The organism is Janthinobacterium sp. BCJ23, from assembly GCF_059617945.1.
This window is the reverse complement of record NZ_JCAQAW010000002.1, coordinates 311,779-333,999: the sequence shown is the minus strand read 5'-3', so window position 1 is coordinate 333,999 and position 22,221 is coordinate 311,779. Positions and strand designations below refer to the sequence as shown.

23 protein-coding genes are annotated in these 22,221 nt (G+C 60.9%); 8 read left to right on the top strand and 15 right to left on the bottom strand.

The annotated features are described in order from the left end of the window. Positions 1-5: 5 nt before the first annotated feature. Together AC54AG_RS07570 and AC54AG_RS07565 are read left to right on the top strand one after the other, a co-directional pair. Positions 6-263, top strand: a complete 258-nt coding sequence (locus AC54AG_RS07570; protein WP_070302528.1) for a DUF1488 family protein — start codon at positions 6-8, stop codon at positions 261-263. A 304-nt stretch (positions 264-567) separates the two neighbouring features. After that, the gene (locus tag AC54AG_RS07565) at positions 568-1,260 is read left to right on the top strand and encodes a DUF3334 family protein (protein ID WP_034756036.1); all 693 of its coding nucleotides are present in this window, start codon (positions 568-570) and stop codon (positions 1,258-1,260) included. A 69-nt stretch (positions 1,261-1,329) separates the two neighbouring features. Here the strand turns inward: AC54AG_RS07565 and AC54AG_RS07560 are convergent, their stop codons facing one another. The 3 genes from AC54AG_RS07560 to AC54AG_RS07550 form a co-directional block, all read right to left on the bottom strand. Next, positions 1,330-1,776 carry a GNAT family N-acetyltransferase gene (locus tag AC54AG_RS07560; RefSeq protein ID WP_319991554.1) on the bottom strand — a complete coding sequence of 149 codons (447 nt, stop codon included), beginning with the start codon at positions 1,774-1,776 and terminating at the stop codon, positions 1,330-1,332. Between the two features lie 65 nt (positions 1,777-1,841). Then, positions 1,842-2,495: a hypothetical protein gene (locus AC54AG_RS07555; RefSeq protein ID WP_496629919.1), complete on the bottom strand. Its 654-nt coding sequence runs from the start codon at positions 2,493-2,495 to the stop codon at positions 1,842-1,844. Positions 2,496-2,507: 12 nt separating this feature from the next. After that, on the bottom strand, positions 2,508-3,056 hold the full coding sequence (locus tag AC54AG_RS07550; protein WP_319991556.1) for a DUF2939 domain-containing protein: 549 nt from the start codon (positions 3,054-3,056) through the stop codon (positions 2,508-2,510). A gap of 210 nt (positions 3,057-3,266) precedes the next feature. On the opposite strand from AC54AG_RS07550, the gene AC54AG_RS07545 reads away from it, so the two are divergent. The 4 genes from AC54AG_RS07545 (at position 3,267) to AC54AG_RS07530 (ending at position 7,834) form a co-directional block, all read left to right on the top strand. Next, entirely contained in the window at positions 3,267-4,865 is a 1,599-nt protein-coding gene (locus AC54AG_RS07545; RefSeq protein ID WP_034756044.1) for an ABC-F family ATPase, read from the top strand. Between the two features lie 214 nt (positions 4,866-5,079). Then, complete coding sequence (gene nadA, locus AC54AG_RS07540; RefSeq protein ID WP_070302520.1) at positions 5,080-6,213, top strand: quinolinate synthase NadA; 1,134 nt, start codon at positions 5,080-5,082, stop codon at positions 6,211-6,213. Then, positions 6,210-7,076, top strand: a complete 867-nt coding sequence (gene nadC / locus AC54AG_RS07535; protein WP_070302518.1) for a carboxylating nicotinate-nucleotide diphosphorylase — start codon at positions 6,210-6,212, stop codon at positions 7,074-7,076. The genes nadA and nadC overlap by 4 nt, the downstream gene beginning before the upstream one ends. Next, positions 7,076-7,834, top strand: coding sequence for a substrate-binding periplasmic protein (locus tag AC54AG_RS07530; protein WP_496629918.1), 759 nt, complete (start codon positions 7,076-7,078; stop codon positions 7,832-7,834). Before nadC ends, AC54AG_RS07530 begins: the two co-directional genes overlap by 1 nt. A 50-nt stretch (positions 7,835-7,884) precedes the next feature. Here the strand turns inward: AC54AG_RS07530 and ypfJ are convergent, their stop codons facing one another. Next, positions 7,885-8,775, bottom strand: a complete 891-nt coding sequence (gene ypfJ, locus AC54AG_RS07525) for a KPN_02809 family neutral zinc metallopeptidase (protein WP_139089187.1) — start codon at positions 8,773-8,775, stop codon at positions 7,885-7,887. Between the two features lie 153 nt (positions 8,776-8,928). Here ypfJ and AC54AG_RS07520 point away from each other — a divergent pair, with 153 nt between their 5' ends. Beyond that, entirely contained in the window at positions 8,929-9,822 is an 894-nt protein-coding gene (locus tag AC54AG_RS07520) for a GNAT family N-acetyltransferase (RefSeq protein WP_081368020.1), read from the top strand. Positions 9,823-9,841: 19 nt separating this feature from the next. Here AC54AG_RS07520 and AC54AG_RS07515 read toward each other — a convergent pair whose 3' ends face one another. The 7 genes from AC54AG_RS07515 to AC54AG_RS07485 form a co-directional block, all read right to left on the bottom strand. Next, complete coding sequence (locus AC54AG_RS07515) at positions 9,842-10,522, bottom strand: DNA alkylation repair protein (protein ID WP_496629917.1); 681 nt, start codon at positions 10,520-10,522, stop codon at positions 9,842-9,844. A gap of 66 nt (positions 10,523-10,588) precedes the next feature. Beyond that, positions 10,589-11,365, bottom strand: coding sequence for a peptidylprolyl isomerase (locus tag AC54AG_RS07510; protein ID WP_034756072.1), 777 nt, complete (start codon positions 11,363-11,365; stop codon positions 10,589-10,591). Positions 11,366-11,476: 111 nt separating this feature from the next. Then, positions 11,477-12,256, bottom strand: coding sequence for a peptidylprolyl isomerase (locus AC54AG_RS07505; protein WP_034756076.1), 780 nt, complete (start codon positions 12,254-12,256; stop codon positions 11,477-11,479). A gap of 113 nt (positions 12,257-12,369) precedes the next feature. Beyond that, positions 12,370-12,672: a BolA family protein gene (locus tag AC54AG_RS07500; protein WP_235194306.1), complete on the bottom strand. Its 303-nt coding sequence runs from the start codon at positions 12,670-12,672 to the stop codon at positions 12,370-12,372. Continuing rightward, positions 12,669-13,298, bottom strand: coding sequence for a septation protein A (locus tag AC54AG_RS07495; RefSeq protein ID WP_496629916.1), 630 nt, complete (start codon positions 13,296-13,298; stop codon positions 12,669-12,671). Before AC54AG_RS07495 ends, AC54AG_RS07500 begins: the two co-directional genes overlap by 4 nt. An 80-nt stretch (positions 13,299-13,378) precedes the next feature. Further along, positions 13,379-13,780 carry a peptide-methionine (R)-S-oxide reductase MsrB gene (msrB, locus tag AC54AG_RS07490; RefSeq protein WP_034756083.1) on the bottom strand — a complete coding sequence of 134 codons (402 nt, stop codon included), beginning with the start codon at positions 13,778-13,780 and terminating at the stop codon, positions 13,379-13,381. 9 nt (positions 13,781-13,789) lie between these two features. Then, a complete protein-coding gene (locus AC54AG_RS07485) occupies positions 13,790-15,268 on the bottom strand; it encodes a protein adenylyltransferase SelO (RefSeq protein WP_496630382.1) in 1,479 nt (492 codons plus the stop codon). Between the two features lie 225 nt (positions 15,269-15,493). Here AC54AG_RS07485 and AC54AG_RS07480 point away from each other — a divergent pair, with 225 nt between their 5' ends. Then, positions 15,494-17,146, top strand: a complete 1,653-nt coding sequence (locus AC54AG_RS07480) for a 3-(methylthio)propionyl-CoA ligase (RefSeq protein ID WP_496629915.1) — start codon at positions 15,494-15,496, stop codon at positions 17,144-17,146. Positions 17,147-17,148: 2 nt separating this feature from the next. Here the strand turns inward: AC54AG_RS07480 and AC54AG_RS07475 are convergent, their stop codons facing one another. The 4 genes from AC54AG_RS07475 to AC54AG_RS07460 are packed head-to-tail and all read right to left on the bottom strand — an operon-like array spanning position 17,149 to position 21,705. Continuing rightward, positions 17,149-18,672: a chemotaxis protein CheW gene (locus AC54AG_RS07475; RefSeq protein WP_496629914.1), complete on the bottom strand. Its 1,524-nt coding sequence runs from the start codon at positions 18,670-18,672 to the stop codon at positions 17,149-17,151. Beyond that, entirely contained in the window at positions 18,659-19,183 is a 525-nt protein-coding gene (locus AC54AG_RS07470) for a chemotaxis protein CheD (protein ID WP_331776528.1), read from the bottom strand. Before AC54AG_RS07470 ends, AC54AG_RS07475 begins: the two co-directional genes overlap by 14 nt. After that, a complete protein-coding gene (locus AC54AG_RS07465) occupies positions 19,180-20,004 on the bottom strand; it encodes a CheR family methyltransferase (protein ID WP_331776529.1) in 825 nt (274 codons plus the stop codon). Before AC54AG_RS07465 ends, AC54AG_RS07470 begins: the two co-directional genes overlap by 4 nt. A gap of 3 nt (positions 20,005-20,007) precedes the next feature. Further along, positions 20,008-21,705, bottom strand: coding sequence for a methyl-accepting chemotaxis protein (locus AC54AG_RS07460; protein WP_034756094.1), 1,698 nt, complete (start codon positions 21,703-21,705; stop codon positions 20,008-20,010). Between the last annotated feature and the right edge of the window lie 516 nt (positions 21,706-22,221).

Below are 22,221 nucleotides of genomic sequence, written 5' to 3'. Positions count from 1 at the left end.
TGCCCATGCCCTATGAAATTCTGCGCGAAAGCATCGCGCTCGAGCAGGCGGGTGACGCCATCCGCTTCCATTTGTCCGTCTTCGGGGTGGAAAAGACTTGCCGTATCACTGTCACGGCATTGCGCAGCCTGGATCAGGGACAGGGCGGCGACTTGTTGGCCATTTTCGACACCCATCGCCTGCGCATCGGCCAGCGCGCCTTCGCCTACCTGAGCCGCGATTTGCTGGTCAGCGGCGTGGTCTTGCGCGCCCTTGATTTCTAGTCACTTTTTCCTGCGCTGATGCGCGCGCCTTGGCCAGGTATGGTATTTCCGCACAGATCGTCAAGTAAATGCAGGTATGGCTGGACGGAAATGTTACATCTCGGTATTCTGCGCATGATACTTATTTCTATACAGAAAAAGGTAAGAGGGCGGTTCGGGCCGGCGGCAACGCGGCGCGCGCTGCCACGCAAGGTCAGGCATGCAAAGGTGAAGTCGTCCGCTTGCTGAGCGAAACGGTCGTGTTTCGGCTCGCGGCGGGCAGGGAACAGTGCTGTCATCTTTAAAATAGTAGGAGAGGTTGCTCATGGATGCAGAAAAGGATGTTGTGTACGGTACAGAAGATTTGTTGATGAGTTTGTGCAACTCGGTGGTTCGGGTGCTCAACGTTGCAACGCAAAGCAAGGTCAATTATTCGGGCATGGTGCAGCGCATCACCAAGACGGGCCTGAAGCCGGACATCGGCTGCTTCGTGATGTTCGATGGCGGTTTCACGGGCCTGGTCGTGCTCAATTTTGCCGCCGATACGGCGATGGAAATCTACGAGCGCTACATGTTGCACATGGGTATGCCGAAGTCGGAGCTGGCCAGCTTCTACACGTCGGACGAAGTGTCGAACATCATGGGCGAGCTGATGAACCAGATCGTGGGCGACTTCACGGGCAAGGTACGCCGCGAACTGCAAACGAACATCACCCAGAGCCAACCGAAGATGCTGGTGCTGAACAAGCAGGTGATGCTCAGCGTCGACACCCCGCTGGACCGCCCGGAAATGCGCCGCGTCACTTTCTACACGGAAAAGAACAATATTTTCTATCTGGAACTGGCGATCGACCGTACCGAGTTCATCAAGCTGCACGATTTCGATTCGCGCGAAGTCGATGCCGACTCGCTGATGGATGGCGAATTCGCGAACCGCGAACGTAACGCCGCCCCGGCACCTGCGGCGGAACCGGAAGACGACGACAACGCCGACCTGCTCAAGTCGTTGGGCATGTAAGCAGCGCTTGTTGACCGTGGTTGACAATGGCTGGCGGCAGTTTTGCCGCCAGCCATTGCTGTTTACAGCCTACAAGGTCTTGCTCATGAACACCCGGCTCGTCCCTTCGGGGCTGCAGGCAATGTCGCCGAAGCGGCGCCAGCCGCGGCGCTCGTAAAATTCGGGCGCCTGGAAACTGATGGTGTACAGCACCGCCGAGCCGCAGCCGCGCCGGCGTCCTTCTTCTTCGAACTGCCCCAGTATCTGGCTGCCCAGGCCCAAGCCTCGCAAGGCGGCGGGCAAGTAAAACAAATCGAGAAACAGCAGGCCCAGCGAGGTCCGGCCCATGGCGCCGCCCAGCACCCGCTGGCTGTCGCGGTCGCGCACGACCACGCTCAATACCTGCCTGTCCTGGTATCCCGTGATCGCATCGTTATAGGCGTTCAAGCCCTCGAGGATGGTTTGTTCGACCTCCGCGTCGATCGTGGCGCTGACACAGATGGTGTAGGGTAATTCGCTGAGCGGGTGTGCAGGCATGCTGGGCAGGCAAATAGTAAATAACTGTATAAATATACAGTATTTTGACTATTTTCGCCCGCTTATTATTGCAACGTCAATGTGTCCATGCGGCGCTTGCCGACCATGCCGCCTTGCTGGCTGTCGTCGAGCGACCAGTACTCAAGCGCATACGCATAGCTGCCATCAATGATGGTCAGCGTTTCCTTCTGGCGGCCGTTGGGCGCCTTGTAGTACAGGCGCCGCGCGGGCCTGCCATCCACCGTCTGCTTGAACGATTGCGCCGCCATGCTGGCGCGCTTGCCCGTCTTGCCCGCCATCGACATCGCCGTGATCGTCACGTAGGCCCGGTCCGGGCAGCGGGCCAGCAGGTGGGCGCCGCTGAGGACGGTGGGCTGCGCTGGATCGAGCGGGAAACCGAACGGTTGCACGCCGACGATATCCTGGCATCCCATCTGTCGCGCCAGGCCGGTCAGCGTTGCCGGATCGAGCGCGCTCGTATGGTGTTTTTCAACGGCCTGCGCCTGACCCAGCGCCAGGCGGCGCTCCAGTTCGGCCAGCGAGATGTCGCTGGGCACGGGCAGCGGCGCGGGCGCGTCGGGATCGGCCGCACTGGATGTTTCCGCCCGCATGCGCGAGGCGACAGAGTGGCTGCTCCCGGCCGTGCCATCGAGGGCATGGGCGAGTGACGTGGCGCTGGCAAGGGCGATTGCCAGCGATAAAGCTGGGTGTTTCAGCATGAAATGTCCCGGTTAACGTGCAGCCATCGCCGACGCAATCTCGATCGAACTCAGTTTCCAGCCCCACACGCCATGGCGCAGCAGGACCAGCGCACCTTCCTGTGCATTACCATCCTTCGCGCGCACGACGAAGGTGTTCAAGCCGGCATAGCCTGCCGAATACCCGGCCTTTTTCTGCGCGCCGTCGGCGGGTGCATCCGCGTTCGTATTCGCATCCGCCTGCGGGCTGACGGCGCTCTTGTTGACCAGCGCGACGACGCCGGCAGGCGAGACCATGGTGTCGACCATCTTGCCCAGCATGGCGCTGGCGATCGACTGGCCCAGGGCGGCCAGCGGGTTGTCGCTGCCGGCGGTCGCTGCGATGCTGCGCTCCATGCTGGCCTCCAGCTGCGTCTTGACGCTGGCGCGCAGGGCGGGGAAGTCCACGTGTTCGGCCAGGGCTTCGGCGTTGCGCTCGGCCAGCGCAGCCTTGATCTGGTGCAAGGCGTAATACGGCGAGGCATAGGCGGTGGCGGCGATGGCAACGATGGCCACGGCCGCGGCAATGGTGATTTTTTTCAAGTGAAGCCTGCTAGGTGGAGGGTGGAAAATGGATGGCACGCAGCGTATCTGCTAAATGGAAATACGGCAATCATATTTTCTTGCCATTATTTCTCCGCATGCACTCGGGGCGCCCTCGGCGGACCACTATAGAGTGATGAGGGTGGGTGCTGTATAATGGGAGAAAAGTATTTAACTAGCTGTTTTAACTGAATAAAGACCCAATATCACATGCTATCTACAGCAAATATTACGATGCAGTTTGGCGCCAAGCCATTGTTTGAGAATATCTCCGTCAAGTTCGGCGACGGCAACCGCTATGGTTTGATCGGCGCGAACGGCTGCGGCAAGTCGACGTTCATGAAGATCCTGGGCGGCGACCTGGACCCGTCGGGCGGCAACGTCATGCTCGATACCAACGAACGCCTGGGCAAGCTGCGCCAGGATCAGTTCGCGTTTGAAGACATGCGCGTCCTCGACGTCGTCATGATGGGCCACACGGAAATGTGGGCCGCCATCCAGCAGCGCGACGCGATCTACGCGAACCCGGAAGCGACGGACGACGACTACATGCAGGCGGCCGAACTGGAAGGAAAAGTGTCCGAATACGACGGCTACACGGCCGAATCGCGCGCCGGCGAACTGCTGCTGGGCGCCGGTGTCGCCATCGACCTGCATCAAGGCCCGATGAGCAATGTGTCGCCAGGCTGGAAGCTGCGCGTGCTGCTGGCGCAGGCGCTGTTCTCGAACCCGGACATCCTGCTGCTCGACGAGCCGACGAATAACCTGGACATCAACACGATTCGCTGGCTGGAAGACGTGCTCAACGAGCGCAACTCCACCATGATCATCATTTCCCATGATCGCCACTTCCTGAACCAGGTGTGCACCCACGTGGCCGACATGGACTACGGCACCCTGAAGATTTATCCAGGCAACTACGACGAATACATGTTCGCCTCGACCCAGGCGCGCAACCAGCAACTGGCCAACAACGCGAAAGCGAAAGACAAGGTTGCCGAGCTGCAGGAATTCGTGCGCCGCTTCGCCGCGAACAAGTCGAAGGCCCGCCAGGCCACGTCGCGCGCCAAGCAGATCGAAAAGATCAAGGTCGACGACATCAAGCCATCGTCGCGCGCCTATCCGTTCGTGCGTTTCGACGGCGAAAAGAAATTGCACCGCCTGGCCGTGGAAGTCGAGAACATCTCGAAAGGCTTCGACCGCCAGCTGTTCAAGAACTTTTCCATCATGGTGGAAGCGGGCGAACGCATCGCCATCATCGGTGCCAACGGCGCCGGCAAGACCACCATGCTGCGCTGCATCGCGGGCGACATCGCCGGCCTGCAGCCTGACCAAGGCCGCGTGAAGTGGGCGGAAAACGCCAACGTCGGCTACATGCCGCAAGACCCGACGGAAGATTTCGCCAAGGACACGAACCTGACCGACTGGATCGGCCAGTGGACGAAAGAGGGCGACGACGACCAGGCCGTGCGTTCCATCCTGGGCCGCTTGCTGTTCGGCGGCGACGATGTCAAGAAGGCCGTCAAGGTGCTGTCCGGCGGTGAAAAAGGCCGCATGATGTACGGCAAGCTGATGCTGGGCCGCCACAACGTGCTGATGCTCGATGAGCCGACCAACCACATGGACATGGAATCGATCGAATCCCTGAACATCGCGCTGGAAAAATACGCGGGTACCCTGATCTTCGTGTCGCATGACCGCGAATTCGTTTCTTCGCTGGCCAACCGCATCATCGAGATCAAGGAAGATGAAGTGGTTGATTACCGTGGCAATTACGAAGACTATTTGAAGAGCCAGGGTATTGATTAATTTGTAGGGTAACGTTGTGTCGGATTATGCGCTGTGCGCTAATCCGACCTACGCTAGTAGGCAGGCCATGTAGGTCGGATTAGCGGAGCGTAATCCGACAATTCCGGCCAGCGAGGCCACCCAGCACCACACCGACGCGCCGCGGTCCATTCGTTCCGGCGCAACTGCTTTATTGCAATCGTGCCGGTCTATCCCGTTTTTGTTTGACACAGCCATGCAAACTTTAGCCATCAAATCCGTCGAGTACGAACATCCACAAGACGGAGCCAGCTGCACTGCCCACGCCTGGGCACGCACGCCAGCGACGCCGTCCCCGGCCGAGAAAGCCGAACTGATCACGCGCATCAAGCGCCTGCTGATCGAGCGCGAAGCCGTGCTCGTTGCCCACTACTACGTTGATGCCGACCTGCAAGACCTGGCCGAAGCCACGGGCGGCTGCGTCTCCGATTCCCTGGAAATGGCCCGCTTCGGGCGCGACCATCCGGCCAAGACCCTCGTCGTGGCCGGCGTGCGTTTCATGGGTGAAACGGCAAAGATTCTCAGTCCCGAGAAAACCGTCTTGATGCCCGACCTCGACGCGACCTGTTCGCTCGACCTCGGTTGCCCGGTCGATGAATTCACGGCCTTCTGCGACGCCCATCCGGACCGCACGGTGGTGGTGTACGCCAACACCAGCGCGGCCGTCAAAGCGCGCGCGGACTGGATGGTGACCTCGTCCATCGGCCTCGACATCGTGGCCCACCTGCATGCGCAGGGCAAGAAAATCCTTTGGGCACCTGACAAGCACCTGGGTTCCTACATCCAGAAGCAAACGGGCGCCGACATGCTGCTATGGCAGGGTAGCTGCCTCGTGCATGACGAATTCAAGGGCATCGAACTCGATCTGCTCAAGGAAGAGTATCCGCAAGCCAAGGTGCTCGTGCACCCGGAGTCGCCCGCGAACGTGGTGGCGCTGGCCGACATGGTGGGTTCCACGTCGCAAATGATTGCGGCAGCGCAAACCATGGACACGGACACTTTTATTGTCGCCACCGACAACGGCATCCTGCACAAGATGCGCGCGGCCGCGCCAGGAAAACGTTTCATCGAAGCGCCCACGGCCGGCAACAGCGCCACCTGCAAGAGCTGCGCGCACTGCCCGTGGATGGCCATGAACGGCTTGCTGAACCTGGCGCAGACGCTGGAAAATATGCACAACGAAATCCACGTCGATCCTGCCGTCGGCCAGCTTGCCGTGCGCTCGATCAACCGCATGCTCGACTTCGCCACCGCCAAGAAGGCGGGCCTCAAGCCGGGCGCGGACCTGGCAAAAGAAACCACATTGTTCCAAGGAATCGGTCCAGCATGAGTACCCTCGTTAATTCTTTCGCCCCTTTCGATCCGGCCCTGGCGCGCGCGTTCGAAGGCAATTTGCTGGCTGCTTTGCTGGAAGACGTGGGCCAGTGCGACCTGACGGGCGAGCTGGTGCCGCCCGACCACATCGTCACTGCCCGTGTGATCGTGCGCGAAGCGGCCGTGCTGTGCGGCGCGCCGTGGTTCGAAGGCATCATGAAAAGCCTGGATCGCAGCATCGACATTGCCTGGCATTACGCCGAAGGCGACATGATGACGGCCGACAGCGTTGTCTGCACGATTGAAGCGCCGGCGCGCGCCTTGCTCACGGCCGAGCGCAGCGCCCTCAATTTCCTGCAACTGCTGTCCGCCGTGGCCACGGCCACGCGCCAGTATGTCGACGTGATCGCCGGCACCAAAGCGTCCATTCTCGACACGCGCAAGACCTTGCCAGGCCTGCGCCTGGCGCAAAAGTATGCGGTGCGCGTCGGTGGCGGCAAGAACCAGCGCCTGGCCTTGTACGACGGCATCCTGATCAAGGAAAACCATATCGCGGCCGCGGGCGGCGTCAGCCAGGCCCTGGAAAACGCGCGCAATCTCGACGCGGGCGTGCCCGTGCAAATCGAGGTGGAAACCCTGGCGCAATTGCGCGAAGCGCTCGATGCGGGCGCTGTCTCCGTCTTGCTCGATAACTTCAGCAACGACATGATGCGCGAAGCCGTGGCCTTGACCGGTGGCCGCGCCTTGCTCGAAGCGTCGGGCGGCATCAATTTCGACACCGTGCGCGCCATTGCCGAAACGGGCGTGGACCGCATCTCGATCGGCAGCCTGACCAAGGATGTGCGGGCCACCGATTACTCCTTGCGCATCGTCGGCTGATGAAAAAAGCAGGGCGGCGCCTGCTGGCCTTGGCGCTGCTGTGGCCGGCATTTGCCGTGCCCCTGCAGGCACGCGAGCTGCTGGCCGTGGGCGCGCAGTTCGAACGCGTGTTCGAATACCAGGAGGGTGGCGAGTATGGCGGACTGGGCGCGGAACTGCTGCGCCTGATGGCGGCACGCACGGGTAACACCGTGCGTTTTCGCATGGTGCCGTGGGCGCGCGCGCAAGCCATGCTGGTGCAGGGCCAGGCCGATATCTTGATCGGTCCCTACAAGACGCCCGAGCGCATTGCCAGCATGGCCTTTTCCGACAAGCCGTTTTACCAGGACCAGATGGTTTTTTATACGCGCCAGAACGCCAGCTTCAGCTGGGACGGCGACTACGCGGTGCTGAAGAACCGCAGGGTGGTGCTGCTCAATGGCTGGGCCTATGGCGCGGAATGGGAGCGCGTGCGGCCCGGCTTGCAGGTCAGCGTGGCCAACAACGTGGAAAATGGCTTGAAGATGCTGGTGCACAATCACGTCGACGTGTTCGTCAGCAACCGTCGCAATACCGATCCCGTCATCGCCCGCCTCGGCTATGGACGCCAGGTGAAACCCCTGCCCAGAATCATCGAACTGCAAAACGGCTATTTTGCCTTCCCCCGTTCGCCCACTTTCGACAAGCTGCGTGTGCAGTTCGACCAGGAACTGAATAACCTGATTGAGACGGGCGAGCTGAAAAGACTGGGCAAGCGCTACGACGTCAGCTTGCCCTGATAGACGCATGCCGGCCGGCAGGGCGGCATGCGTGGGTCCTCGTGAATCATTTACAACTGGCGTGCCTCGAAGGTATTGCACTGGGCAATCTGGCCGCTCTCGATGCCCTTGGTAAACCAGCGTACGCGCTGCTCCGAGGTGCCGTGTGTAAATGAGTCCGGCACGACATGGCCTTGCGCCTGGCGCTGCAGCGCGTCGTCGCCGATGGCCGTGGCCGCTTTGAGGGCCGCTTCGACGTCGCCCTGTTCCAGGATCTTGCGGTCCTTGTTCGCGTGATACGCCCATACACCGGCAAAGCAGTCGGCCTGCAACTCCAGGCGCACGGACATAGCGTTGGCCTGGCGCTCCGATTGCGTGCGGCGCGCATTGTCGACCTTTTCCGACAGGCCCATCAGGTTTTGCACGTGGTGGCCCACTTCATGCGCGATCACGTACGCTTCCGCGAATTCGCCCGAGACCTTGAAGCGCTGCTGCATCAGGTTGAAGAAATCGAGGTCCAGATAGACTTTCTGGTCGCCGGGGCAGTAGAAGGGCCCGCTGGCGCTCTGGCCCGTGCCGCAGGCCGTCGGGATACTGCCCGAGAACAGCACCAGCTTGGGTTTCACATAGCTGCCGCCCTCGGCCTTGAACAGGGCGCCCCACGTGTCTTCCGTATCGGCCAGCACGGTTTTCACGAAGCGGGCCATCTCGTCCGATTCGGGCGGCTGGCGCGCCGGCGCCTGGCTTTGCTGGGTGCTGACCTGGCCGCCACCGCCGCTGAGCAGATTGAGCAAGGTCAAGGGATTGACGCCCAGTACATACGAGCCGACGAGGGCGATGACGATGGTGCCGATGCCGATCGAGCGCCCGCCAAAACCAAAGCCGCCACCGCCGCCTCCGCCGCCATCTTCGCCACGGCGATCTTCCACATTGTCGCTTTCGCGATTGCCTTCCCATTTCATGATATTTACTCCTGCTGCGATTTGCGATTGATTGGTGACGCCTGAATATGTTTCTTGCGACGAATCTTGTTATTATCGCAGTAAACTGCGTCGCGAAAGAGGTGACAATGTTACCCTTTGCAACTTTCCACCCACTCCACAACAGGTACACGCATGGCGCTTGCCAACGATACACTCATTTCGCCAACGGCGGTGGTCCAGGCGCAACTGGACGCCTACAACGCGCACGACGTGCCGGCCTTGCTGGCCATCTACGCAGATGATGCGCAGCAATTCCAGCACCCCGATACCTTGCTGGCGCAGGGCGGCGCGCAGATCGGCCCCCGTTTCACGGCCCGTTTCGCGGCAAGCCGGCCGCGGGCGCAGTTGCTCAATCGTATAGCCTGCGGCAAGCTGGTGATCGACCATGAAATCGTCCATGGCGATACGGACGATGGCGTGTCGGCACAGGAACTGGTGGCGACGTATGAGGTAGAGCAGGGACGCATCAACCGTGCCTGGTTCAACTTTGGCGCGTTGACGCGCTTGCGCGTGGCGCTGCCGGCCGATGTGCCGGCAATGAATGCGCTGATCGCCCGTTCCGGCGTGGCGCTGAGCGCGGGGTTTTATACGCAGGAACAGGCCGAGGCCGTGACGCGCCACGTGTTCGGCGTCGATACGCAGCTCGTGGCGGACCGGACGTATTTCGTGATCGAACGCGATGGCGCCATGCTGGCTTGCGGCGGCTGGAGCCAGCGCGCCACCCTGTATGGCGCCGACCGCGCCAAGAGCGGGCCGGATCCGCTGCTCGATCCGGCCAGCCAGCCGGGCCGCATCCGCGCCTTCTTTGTCGATCCAGGCGCCGCCCGCCAGGGCCTGGGCAGCATGCTGATGCGCCATTGCGAACGCCAGGCGCTGGCCGCCGGTTTTACCGCCCTGGAACTGGCCGCCACCTTGCCCGGCGTGCCGCTGTATTTGGCCAGCGGCTTTGCCGTGACGGAAGAGTTTCACCTCGACTTGCCCGATGACATCAAGCTGCCGCTGGCGCGCATGCACAAGCAGTTGTAAAGCTGCGGCGGGCAGGCGTTCACCGTGGCTGGTGCTTCAACGCTTCGCGGTAGCTGAGCGGCGATAGTTGCTGGCGGTGCGCGTTGGCAAACGCCGTCACGGCTTCGGGCGCGTGGCGCGCGTAATCGCGCAGGGCCCAGCCGATGGCCTTGCGGATGAAAAACTCGTCTTCATGGGCCAGCGCCAGCGCCGCGCCGAATAGCCAGCCGGCACCTGTGTCGGCGCGCCAGCCCAGCTGGTGCAGCATGGCGATGCGGCGCAGCCAGAAGTCTTCATGGAGCAGCGCGTCATCCATGTGCGCATGGCCGTCGCCGCCGCGCTGGTGCTCCGCCTGCAGCACCTCGCCGACGATACCCGCCATGCCGTCGACGCTGTCCCACCACGCGCGCTGGCGTGCCAGGCCGAGCAGGGCGGGGATTTGCCCGATGTTCAGCTGGCGCCAGTGCAGGGCCAGCATGTCGAGTGCCACGTGCTGGTATTCGCGTTCCGGCTGTTGCCACAGCAGCTGCGCGTGCTCGAGCAAGGTCGCGGCATCGATGCCCTTCAGACCCGCCAGCAAGTCCCTGGCGGCCAGTCGCCGCAGCGGCGCTGCAACGCCCAGGAAAACGAACTGGTCGCGCATATACGCCTGCATGGGCGCCGCGCGGCCCGGTTCGGCAGCAGCTTCGAGTGCGATTTTTAATTCCGTGTGCAAGTCCATGCTGTTTTCCCATGTTCAGACGTAAAAAAAGCGCTCCGTGGAGCGCCTTTTCATCTTCATCCGATATTACTGGATTTTTGCTTTCTTCATCAGCTCATCGCGGTAAGCGGCGAGTTTCTTCTGTTGCAGCGACTCGGCCACTTGACCCTTGACTTCTTCCAGTGCCGGCAGCTTCGTCGGACGGGTTTCTTCCAGCTTGATCACGTGGAAACCGAATTGCGATTGCACTGGCGTTTGCGTGACCTGGCCTGGTTTCAAAGCAACCATGGCGTCGGAGAATGGCTTCACGTACGAAGCTGGGCTAGCCCAGTCCAGGTCGCCGCCATTGGCTGCGGAACCGTCTTTCGATACTTTCGCCAGTTCTTCGAACTTGGCGCCGCCTTTCAGCTTGGCGATGATGTCTTTCGCTTCCGCTTCGGTGGCCACCAGGATGTGGCGTGCATGGTATTCCTTGTCGCCCGCTTGTGCCTTGAACTTGTCGTACTCTGCCTTGATTTCAGCGTCCTTGACAGGGTTCTTCTTGACGTAGTCGGCCAGCAGGGCGTTGATGATGATGCTTTGACGGGCATTGTCGATCTGCGACTTGACTTCCGGACGCGTGCCGTAGCCTTGCTTGTCGGCTTCCTGGATCAGCACTTCACGGCCGATCAGGTCTTTTTTGATGGCTTCGCGCAATTGCGGAGAATCCGCTTGCTTGCCTTGGGCGACGACTTGCTTGACGACCTGGTCGACGCGCGACGACGGGATGGCCTTGCCATTCACGGTGGCGACGTTTTGCGCGAACGCAGGGATCGCTACAACGGCGACCAGGGCTAAGATCAAACGGGCTGGCTTCAAAATCATGTTCATTCCTAATAAATATACTAAAAATCGATACGCGCGGCTGTCGCGCAGTGCGCATTCAGGCGCAGAATACACGACCGGCGCCGAAAAGGGCGCCGGGGAGGTCAGTTCTTACTGAACTTTCGCTTTTTTGATCATTTCTTCCTGATACGCTTGCAGTTTCTTTTGCTGCAGCGCTTCGGCGATCTGTGGCTTGACTTCTTCCAGGGTCGGCAGTTTTGCCGCGCGGGTGTCGTCCAGCTTGATCACGTGGAAACCGTTAGGCGTTTGCACCGGGGTGTCGGTGACCTGGCCTTTTTGCAGTTTCACGAAGGCGTCCGAGAATACTTTCGGGAACGACGATGGGGCTGCCCAGTCCAGGTCGCCGCCGTTGTCGGCCGAACCGGTATCTTTCGATTGCTTGGCCAGATCTTCGAACTTGGCGCCGCCTTTCAGCTTGGCGATGATGTCTTTCGCTTCCGCTTCGGTGCCGACCAGGATGTGGCGCACGTGGTATTCCTTGTCGCCGGTCTGGGCCACGAACTTGTCGTACTCGGCCTTGATTTCAGCGTCGTTGACCGGGTTCTTTTTCAGGTAGTCGCCGACCAGGGCGTTGATGACGATGGCCTGGCGTGCGTTCTCGATTTGCTGCTTGACTGCTGCATCTTTACCGAAACCTTTGTTTTCCGCTTCTTGCATCAGCACTTCACGGCCGATCAAGTCTTTCTTGATCATTTCGCGCAGTTGCGGCGAATCCGGTTGCTGGCCTTGGGCGACGACTTGCTTGACGACTGCATCAACGCGCGACGATGGGATAGGCTTGCCATTAACAACGGCAACATTTTGCGCAAAAACAGGTACCGCGACAACGGCGAGTAGTGCGATCAGCAAGCGGGCTGGCTTAAAAGTCATTATTAAATCCTGTTAGGGAAAGTTTCGTAAAAAACGCATGGGAAGAAAACGCGTGCATGGCGCTTGCGGCAAACGGCATACCAGGTTGCCCCGGTACGCCAAAAACGCCGTCCTTACACTACTTCGGACGGCGCCAGGGCCACAATCGCCAATGCATGTATCTCATTATGCATCATATCGTGCACGGAATCATACACCAGTCGATGGCGCATGACGAGCCTGAGCCCCTCAAATTGACTAGAAATTATGCGTAGATTGTAATGGCCTCCGCCCGAGGCGGCGCCCGCATGGCCCCGGTGGCGCGCCGAGTCATCTTCCAGCACACATTCCAGAGGGGAAAGTGCCGTTTCCAGGCGGGTACGAATGCGCTGCATGCGCGTTTCCGGCGCGGTGTTTTCGGTGGTGGAGTTCATCATGCGTCTTCCTTGATATGTTTTGCCAGGAACAGGGTTTGCGCCACGATAAAGGCAAAGAAGATGCCCGTCGCGCCAAACGCCTTGAAGCTGACCCAGGCGGCCATGTCTCCCTTGTACAGCACGAAGGCCACGAACAGGTTCAGTGCGCCGATGGCGCCAAAGAAGATGATCCATGCGGCCAGCAGCTGGTTCCACACAACTTCGGGCAATTGCACTTGCGCTTCCATGGTCTTGCGGATCAGGTTTTTCTTGAAACCCACGTGGGCGATCAAGAGGGCCAGGCCGGACAGCCAGTAGATCAGGGTCGGCTTCCATTTCAGGAAGAAATCGTCATGCAGATAAATGCTGGCGCCGCCGAACACGACAAAGATGAACAGCGACAGCCACAGCATGCCGTCCACCTTGCGCCCGCGCAGCAGCAGATAGCTGACCTGGCAAGCGGTGGCGACGATGCCGACGAGGGTGGCAAGTATCCACGGCGCCTGGTCGGCCTTGATCAAGCCGCCTGACACGAAGCCGGACAGATATTGCTGCACGAAATCGTGCGTGGCCGCTTCATACATGCCGCCCAGCTTGAAGGCGGCGAAGAAGGCGAGCAGGGGGAATAGGTCGAATAGAAATTTCATGGCGAGACTTTACACGGGTCTTGTTACATTCATCTTAGGAATGGCTTAGGAGCAAGATGCCCGCCCGCCATTCCAGTGTCTCACGGTTGCGGATCGAAGCGCAGCGATGCCGAATTGATGCAATAGCGCAAGCCGGTTGGCGGCGGGCCGTCCGGGAACACGTGGCCCAGGTGGGCGTCGCAGACGGCGCAGACGATTTCCGTGCGCACCATGCCGTGGCTGCGGTCGACGATTTCCGTCACGTTGGCCGGGTCGAGTGCCTGGAAATAGCTGGGCCAGCCGCAGCCCGAGTCGAACTTGGTGTCCGAAGCAAACAGGGGCGTGTTGCAGCAGACGCAGGTGTAGACGCCGTGTTCATGGTGGTCCCAGAACTTGCCCGTGAAGGCCCGTTCCGTGGCCGCGTGGCGCGTGACTTCGTATTGCATCGAATCGAGCATGGCGCGCCATTCGGCGTCGGTTTTCTTGACTTTATTCGTGGTCATAATGACTCCTCAGGATGAGCAACTGACTTCAAGGTGGCTGGCCCAGTCGGGCGGCAGGGCCGCATAGTGCTGGTGTTCGGGCTGTTCGTCAAATGGCTTTTGCAAAACTTCCAGCAATGCCGCCACTTCCGTGTAGTCCTGCTGCTGGGCTTTCTCGATGGCCACTTGCGCCAGGTAGTTGCGCAGCACGTATTTCGGGTTGACCTGGTTCATGGCCGCTTGCCGCTCGGCATCGATGCTGTGCTCCTGCCGCAGGCGCGCGCGGTATTGTGCCGCCCACGTATCGAAGGCGGGGCGGTCGATGAACATGTCGCGCAGCACGGTGTCGTGCTCGGGCGCGGCCACCTGCAGTGTCGCCAGGGCGCGGAAGAAGTTGGTGAAATCCACGTGATTGGCTTGCATCAGCGCAAACATGCTGTCGAACAGCGTCGTGTCGTCGTCTTGCACTGTGCGCAAGCCCAGCTTGGCGCGCAGCAAGGCATTCATCTTCTCCGCAAAAGCGGGCTGGTAGCTGTCCAGCGCCGCCTGCGCCAATGCCACTTCGCCGATCAGGGGCAGCAGCGCCTGGCCCAGCGCATAGCAGTTCCAGTGGCCCACCTGCGGCTGGTTGGCGTAGGAATAGCGGCCTTGCTGGTCCGTATGGTTGCAGATGTGCTCGGCGTCAAACGCTTCCATGAAGCCGAAGGGACCGTAATCGAGGGTCAGGCCCAAGATCGACATATTGTCCGTATTCATGACGCCATGCATGAAACCCACGGCTTGCCACTGCGCGATCATGTGCGCCGTGCGCACGCATACTTCGGCCAGCAAGGCTTGATATGGATTTGATGCGGCGCGCAAGTCGGGGTAGAAGCTGTCGATGACGTAATCGGCCAGGATTTTCAGCTCGTCCGGCTGCTTGCGGTAAAACCAGTGTTCGAACGAGCCGAAGCGCACGAAAGTGGGCGCCATGCGCGTGACGACGGCGGCAGTCTCGACTGTTTCGCGCATGATGCCTTGCTGCGAACCCATGATGGACAGCGCGCGCGACGTGGGAATGCCCAGCGCCGCCATGGCTTCCGAGCACAGGAATTCGCGGATGGACGAGCGCAGCACGGCACGGCCATCGCCCATGCGCGAATACGGCGTGGCGCCGGCGCCTTTGAGCTGCAGTTCCATCGGGCCATCAGCCGTGGCGATATCGCCCAGCAGGATGGCGCGGCCATCGCCCAGCTGGCCGGCCCAGACGCCGAACTGGTGGCCTGAATACACGGCCGACAGGGGCATCGAACGCTCGGCCACGGCATTGCCGCTCAGCAGCGCCACATAGTCGGGTTCGGCCAGGCGCGCCGCATCGAGGCCGATCAGGGCCGCGGCTGGCGCGCTCGCGGCCACGAAATACGGGGCGGGCAGGGGCGTGGGCATCAAGCGCGTATAGAACGCGGGCGGCAAGGCCGCAAAGGCGTTATCCAGTGGTAAGGTATGAGCGGTGATGGCAATTCCAGTCAGTAAGATGGACTGGCACGGTGCGCCAGCCTGGAATGCGATTTTACCGCACAGCGCCAAGGCGCGTGGCGGGCGCGGTAGTGGGTATCCGCACGGCAAAAAACGGAACCGAAAATTCCATGCTGCATCGCAATATCGAAATGCGTTGACGATTTCCGCACGACCGTACGAAACTAGGGAAAATCTTTAATTTCCAACAATAAGCAAGTATCCAACCCAGGAGACACGATGTCGGCATTCCCCTTGAGTCCAGTGATGGGCCAGATGATGAATCAGCCCCTGCTGATTTCCAGCCTTATCGAGTTTGCAGCGCGTCATTATGGGGGCAGCGAAATCATTTCGCGGCGGGTCGAGGGCGATATGCACCGCTATACCTACCGCGATTGCCACCAGCGCGCGCGCCGGCTGGCGAACGCCTTGCATGGCCTCGGTGTCGGCATGGGCGACCGCGTCGCCACCCTGGCCTGGAATGGCTACCGCCACCTGGAAGCGTACTATGCCGTGTCCGGCTCGGGTGCCGTGCTGCACACGATCAATCCGCGCCTGTTTCCCGACCAGATCGCCTATATCTCGAATCATGCGGAAGACCAGGTCTTGCTGTTTGATTTGACCTTTTTGCCCGTGGTGGAAAAGATCGCCGCCGACTGCACCTTCGTCCGCCATTTCGTGCTGATGTGCGACCGCGAACGCATGCCTGCCACCAGCACGATCCCCGATCTGCTGTGCTATGAAGACTTGATCGCCACGCATTCCGACGATTACACGTGGCCCCTGTTCGACGAGAATTCAGCCGCCACCCTGTGCTACACGTCGGGCACGACGGGCAACCCCAAGGGCGCCCTGTATTCGCACCGCTCGACCGTGCTGCACGCGTACGCGTCGGCCATGCCCAGCGCCCTGAACGTGCGCGCTTCGGACACCGTGCTGCCCGTCGTGCCCATGTTCCACGTGAATGCCTGGGGCTTGCCGTATTCCGTGCCCCTGTCCGGCGCGCGCATGGTGTTTCCCGGCGCGGCACTGGACGGCAAGTCGTTGTATGAACTGTTCGAGGCGGAAAAAGTAACGTTCTCGGCCGGCGTGCCTACCGTCTGGCTGGGCCTGCTCAACCATGCCTTGCAGAATAATCTGCAATTTTCCACCTTCCGCCGCACCGTGATCGGCGGCGCGGCGTGTCCGCCAGCCATGATGGATACCCTGATCGACAAGTTCGACGTGGAAGTCATCCACGCCTGGGGCATGACGGAAATGTCGCCGCTGGGCACGGCGGGCGGCTTGCAGACCAAGCACCTGGACTTGCCGAAGGACGAGCAGCGCAAGATCCTGCAAAAGCAGGGCCATGCGATCTACGGCGTGGACATGAAGATCGTCGACGACGATGGCAAGGAATTACCGTGGGATGGCGTGGCGTATGGCCATCTGCTGGTGAAAGGGCCGTGGATCATTTCCGCGTATTACAAGAATGAGGGAGGCGACGTATTGCAGGATGGCTGGTTCCCCACGGGCGACGTGGCCACCATCGACACGGACGGCTATATGCAGATCACGGACCGCAGCAAGGACGTGATCAAGTCGGGTGGCGAGTGGATCGGCACCATCGACCTGGAAAACCTGGCCATGGCGCACCCGGCCGTGCTGCAGGCGGCTTGCATCGGCGTGTTCCACCCGAAATGGGACGAACGCCCCGTGCTCGTCGTGGTGCTGCGCCCCGGCATGACGGTCACGCGCGAAGCGCTATTGCAATTTTTTGAAGGCAAGATCGCCAAGTGGTGGACGCCCGATGACGTGCTGTTCATCGATGCCTTGCCCATGGGCGCGACGGGCAAGATCCAGAAGAACAAGCTGCGCGAGCAGTTCAAGGGACACCAGCTGCCCGGCATGTAGCGCTAGGCCGCCTGCGGCAGCGCCGCCCCCAGTTTTTCCAGCAGATGGTCGCACTGGAAGACGGACAGGGTCTGGCGCTGCGCATCCGTGCCGATATCGATCATCTCATCCATTTCGCTGCGCAAGTCCTCATGTTCTCCCGTGCGGATGATTTGCGGCGCGGCAAAGCGCTGGCTGTCGGAGATGGTCATGATGTTGTCGACGTGGTCGACGAGGAAGCCGTAGCGCTCGGCGCCCCGTTCCACGATCAGAATCTTGCCGGTGCTATCGTCCGGCAAGGCCGGCATCGCGTACAGCTGGCGCAGGTCGATGATGCTGATCATTTGCTGGCGCAAGTTCAGCATACCGCGCATGCAGGCCGGCATGCCCGGCGGCGGCGTGATGGCGCCGCTGAAATCAATGATTTCGCGCACTTGCCCGATTTCCACGGCGAAGCGGGTTTCCACCGTAAACGTAATGTAGACACGGCGCTGCGCCTTGTGCGTGGCGGCCGCCGTTTCCGTCTCGGCCGGATACAGGCGCGCATGGCCGTCGCGCATTTCGACGATCTCGGCCTGCGACAGGATGCCCTTGTGGTCGAGGAAAATGATGTCGCCCAGGCCTTCTTTGGTGATGCAGCCGGCGAACATGGCGGCGCGCGCCTTGCTCAGCAGGGGAATCGGCAAGACCTCGTCGCCAAAGAAATGCACGATGCTGTCGACGGAGTCGACGAGGAAGCCCACGGTCGTATCCTCGAGGCGCACGACGATGACGCGCTGGTCGCCAGTCGCCGCCGTGCCGGATGCGGGCGCCTGCAGCAGGGCGCCGAAGTCGACGACGGCCACCTGGCTGCCGCGGAAATGCATGCGCCCCAGGCACAGTTCGCTGTTCAGCAGGGAGCTGTGCAGTTCCGGCACCCGGATGATTTCCTGGATGGCCAGCATTTCGAAGGCAAACGTGGCGCCGGCCGCGTGGAAGCTGACGCACTGGCGGCGTTCGCTTTGCGCGTGGTAGCGGGCCGTGCTCAGCTTGGCGCCCGTTGCCTGCAGGGCCAGCACATGGGGCACGTTTTCAATGCGCAGCAGGGCGTGCGGGTCGAGCACCTGCAGCAGGCGTGCGCCGCCATCGAGCAGGATCGTGCCGGCGATGACGGCGTGGCTGTCGCCGGCCGCATATTGCAGGGCGCTGCGGGCGCTGGCGGGCACGCGCAGGATCTCTCCCGTATCCTGGAAGACGATGCCGATCAGCACTTGCTGGAAGTCCAGAATGGCGATCTTGTCCGTGGCCATGGCGCGTGGCGCATCGGCGCGGAACAAGCGGCCCAGGTTGACCACCGGGATGACGCTGCCGCGCAAGGTGAACATGCCTTCCAGATACGCGGGCGACAGGGGCAGGGCGGTGACTTTCGCGGGATAGTTCACCACTTCGCGGATGCAGCTGGCGGGCAGGGCGAATTCATCGCCGCCCAGGTGGAAGGAGCCGAACAGTTCGGTGGCCGTGTCGCTTGTGCCCTGCGCTTGCAAGCCCGTCGCTTCATGCATATCCATATGCGCCTTCCTTGCGTGGAATCAATTCAGGTTGCGCCACCACATCGGTGACGGCGTAGCTGTGCCGGGCGCAATCGATCAGCAACTGGCGCCCGTGGCGGCCGCCCAGCGCGCAAAAGCTGACGTGCAAGCCGCACTGGTCCAGGTATTTTTGCGCCGCTTCCGCGTTTTGCCGGCCTATCTGCAGCCGCCCGTTGCGCGGACCAAACATGCTGGCGCCGCCCGCCAGCACCACGTCAATGTCGGCGTAATCGGCCTGGCGCACGCCCATCAGGCGCAGCAGCGAAGGCACGGCCTGGCTCACATAGCGCGCGCCAGGGGCGCTGTCGGCGCCGGGCGCTTCCGGCAACAGACAATGGGCCAGGCCGCAGCATGGGCCATTTTTCCAGATGAAGCCGATGCCGATGCAGGAGCCGAGCAACGCTTGCAGCTGCTCGCCGTGCGTGCCCACGCTCAGTTGGCCCATGCCGACATGGTGCAGCGGCAGGCGATGATCGATGATGATGCTCATGCGGTACCCGCCTTATAAATCATGGGAAACTCGAATTGGTAGCCGGTGCCGAGTCGGGTGATGGTTTCCGATTCGCCCAGGATCAGCCGGCCTTCATCCTTGAGACTCACGCGCGCCTGGCGCAGCACGGTTTCCTGGTGCTCGGCATCGAAATAGATGAGCACATTGCGCAGGAACACCAGGTCGAACTGCCGCGCCGGGCGCAGCGCTTCGAGCAGGTTATGCTGGGCAAAGCTGACGTGTTGCCGCAATTCCTCGTTGACCTGGACGCCATACGGTGCTGGCGTGAAATATTTGCGCAGCAAGTCCGGGTGCGACAAGCGGATGCGCTCGACGGAGCGCCCGCTGTACTGGCCCGCCCGCGCCGCGCCCAGGATCTGCTGCGAAATGTCGCTGGCCAGGATCTGGTAGCGGAAAGACGGCGCTTGCAGCCTGAATTGCTCGCACAGCATGGCGATCGAATACAGCTCCTCGCCGCTGGCCGCCGCCGCCGACCAGATGGCCAGGCAGCCATCCGGATGCGCGCGCGCCCAGGCGGGCAGGTAGCGGTCGCGGAAGTAATCCCAGATCTGCGGCGTGCGGAAGAACAGCGTGTCGTTGGTGGTCACCAGGTCGATGAAATGGGCCACCTCGTCGCGGTCGCTGGCCACGCGCTCCAGGTAAGCCTGGTAGCTGTGCAGGGACAGTGCCTGCAGCCGTGGCTGCAAACGCCGTTCCAGCAAGACGCTCTTGCGCGCCGTCATGGCGATGCCCGTGTGCTGGCGTACCAGCGCGATCAGGGTCGTCAGCACCTCGGGCGTCAAGGTGGCCGCGTGGCTCATCGCCTACACCACGAAGCCGGAGACAGTCTGGTTCAGACTGCCTGCGCGCTCGTTCAAGCCATCGGTCGAGCGGGCGATGCTGTCGCAGTTGGCGGCCGACTTTTCCGTTTCCTCGGCGATGTACTGGATCGCCGTCGACACTTCGCGCGCCGTCAGCAGTTGCTCGTTGGCCGCCTTCGAGATGTCGGAAATGGCCAGGGTGGTCTTCGCCACGCCCGAGACGATCTTGTCGAAGGCGTCGCTGGCCTGGCGTGAAATCTCGCTGCCTGTCGACACGCGCTTGACGGATTCGTTGATCAGCTTGGAAATTTCCTTGGTCGCCTGCGACGAGCGCTCGGCCAGCTTGCGCACCTCGTCTGCGACGACGGAAAAGCCCAGGCCGTGTTCGCCCGCGCGCGCCGCCTCGATGGCCGCGTTGAAGGCCAGCATGTTGGTCTGGTTGGCGATCTCGCTGATGACCTTGACGATTTCGCCGATGTCTTCCGACGAGCGGTTGATCAAGTCCATCGCTTCGATCGATTTGGCGACGGCGCGCGCGCCCGCTTCCGCTTCCTGCTGCGTGGCTTTCGCCAGGGAATCGGCGTTCGAGGTGTTTTCCGCGATGGAATTGATGGAAAACGTCAGGCCGTCGATGGACGCGTTCATTTCTTCCACCGTGGCGCCCAGCGCCTGCGTGCCCACGGCGACGCCCGTGGCCCGTTCGGCGATGGCGTTCGACGCGTCGGCAAAGCCGTTGGCGGCCGACACCACGTTGCCGATCACGCCGCGCAAGTCGACGATCATCTTGCTGATGCCGCCGGCCAGCAAATCGATCGGTTCGCTGCCTTCGGGCACGATATTGCAGGTCAGGTCGCCTTGCGCCGCGCGCGCCACCGAGTCGAGCAGGGCATTGACCTTGCGGCTGTCGTTGGCGGCCTTGGCCTGGATGCTGTTTTCCAGGTTCACCTGGTCCGTGATGTCGATGGCGAACTTGACCACTTTATACGGTTTGCCGTTCAGGTCCAGGATGGGGTTGTAGGTGGCCTGTATCCACACCACCTTGCCATGGTTGCCCAGTCGCTTGTAGCGGCCCGCGTCGAATTCTCCGCGGTTGAGCTTTTGCCAGAATTTCTTGTACTCGGTGCTGCTGGCATACTCGGGTTCGCAGAACATGCGGTGGTGCTCGCCCTGGATATCGCTCAAGTCGTAGTCCATGACGGCGAGGAAATTGTCGTTGGCGTCCAGCACATTGCCCTGCATGTCGAATTCGATCACGGCCTGCGCCTTGCCGATGGCGCTGACCTTGCCTTCGTATTCGACATTGCGTTTTTTCAGGGCTGTGATGTCGGTAGCGAACTTGATGACTTTATACGGCTTGCCGTCCGCGTCGAGGATGGGATTGTAGGAAGCATTGATCCACACTTCGCGCCCATCCCTGGCGCGGCGCTTGTATTCGCCCTGGTCGAATTCGCCGCGTCCCAGCTTGGCCCAGAAGTTGCTGTATTCGTCCGTTTTGACATACTCGGGGTCGCAGAAGATGGCGTGGTGCTTGCCTTGCACTTCGGCCAGGGTATAGCCGACGACGCGCAGGAAATTGTCATTCGCATGCAGGATGGTGCCGTCAAGCTCGAATTCGATGACGGCCTGGACACGGTTCAATGCAGTATTTATCGCTTGTAAGTCCAGATCCTGCGAGTGGCTGACATGGCTGGCTGCGTCCATAGTATTTCCTTCGGGGTGAGAAGAGGAATGGGAACGATAAGGCTGCTGTTATTATTTTTTCCGCTATCGGTTTAAGGCAGGGATTAAGGCGGCGATGTTATTGCATTGCCGGCATCTGGTGATAATCGGTGAGAATGTGCGCGATCAACGGCCGCCAGTGTTCGCCCTGCGGTTTGCCTTTAGTAGATAAATTGTAGAGTATTGATTTGAATCAACAATTTTATTATTCCCCAGCGTCTGGCGAAAAACAAGGGGCGGGAATAAATAATGTAAAAACTGTCGTAATTGCCCCATGTCGGCATATAACAAACCCATTCTTCTACATAATAAAACGTTGTTATTATTGTTGTGGTTTTATTATTTAAATGAATATCCAAGTGATAGCTTCTACAAGAGCTTGCCGCTTGCAGGAGAATCTTTCCGCAAACGATGTTGTACCATGGCGTAGCATGCTGGCGCCGGGCGCGTCACGACAAAAATAATACGAGCGTTCTTTTATGCGGTATAGTGAAGCTT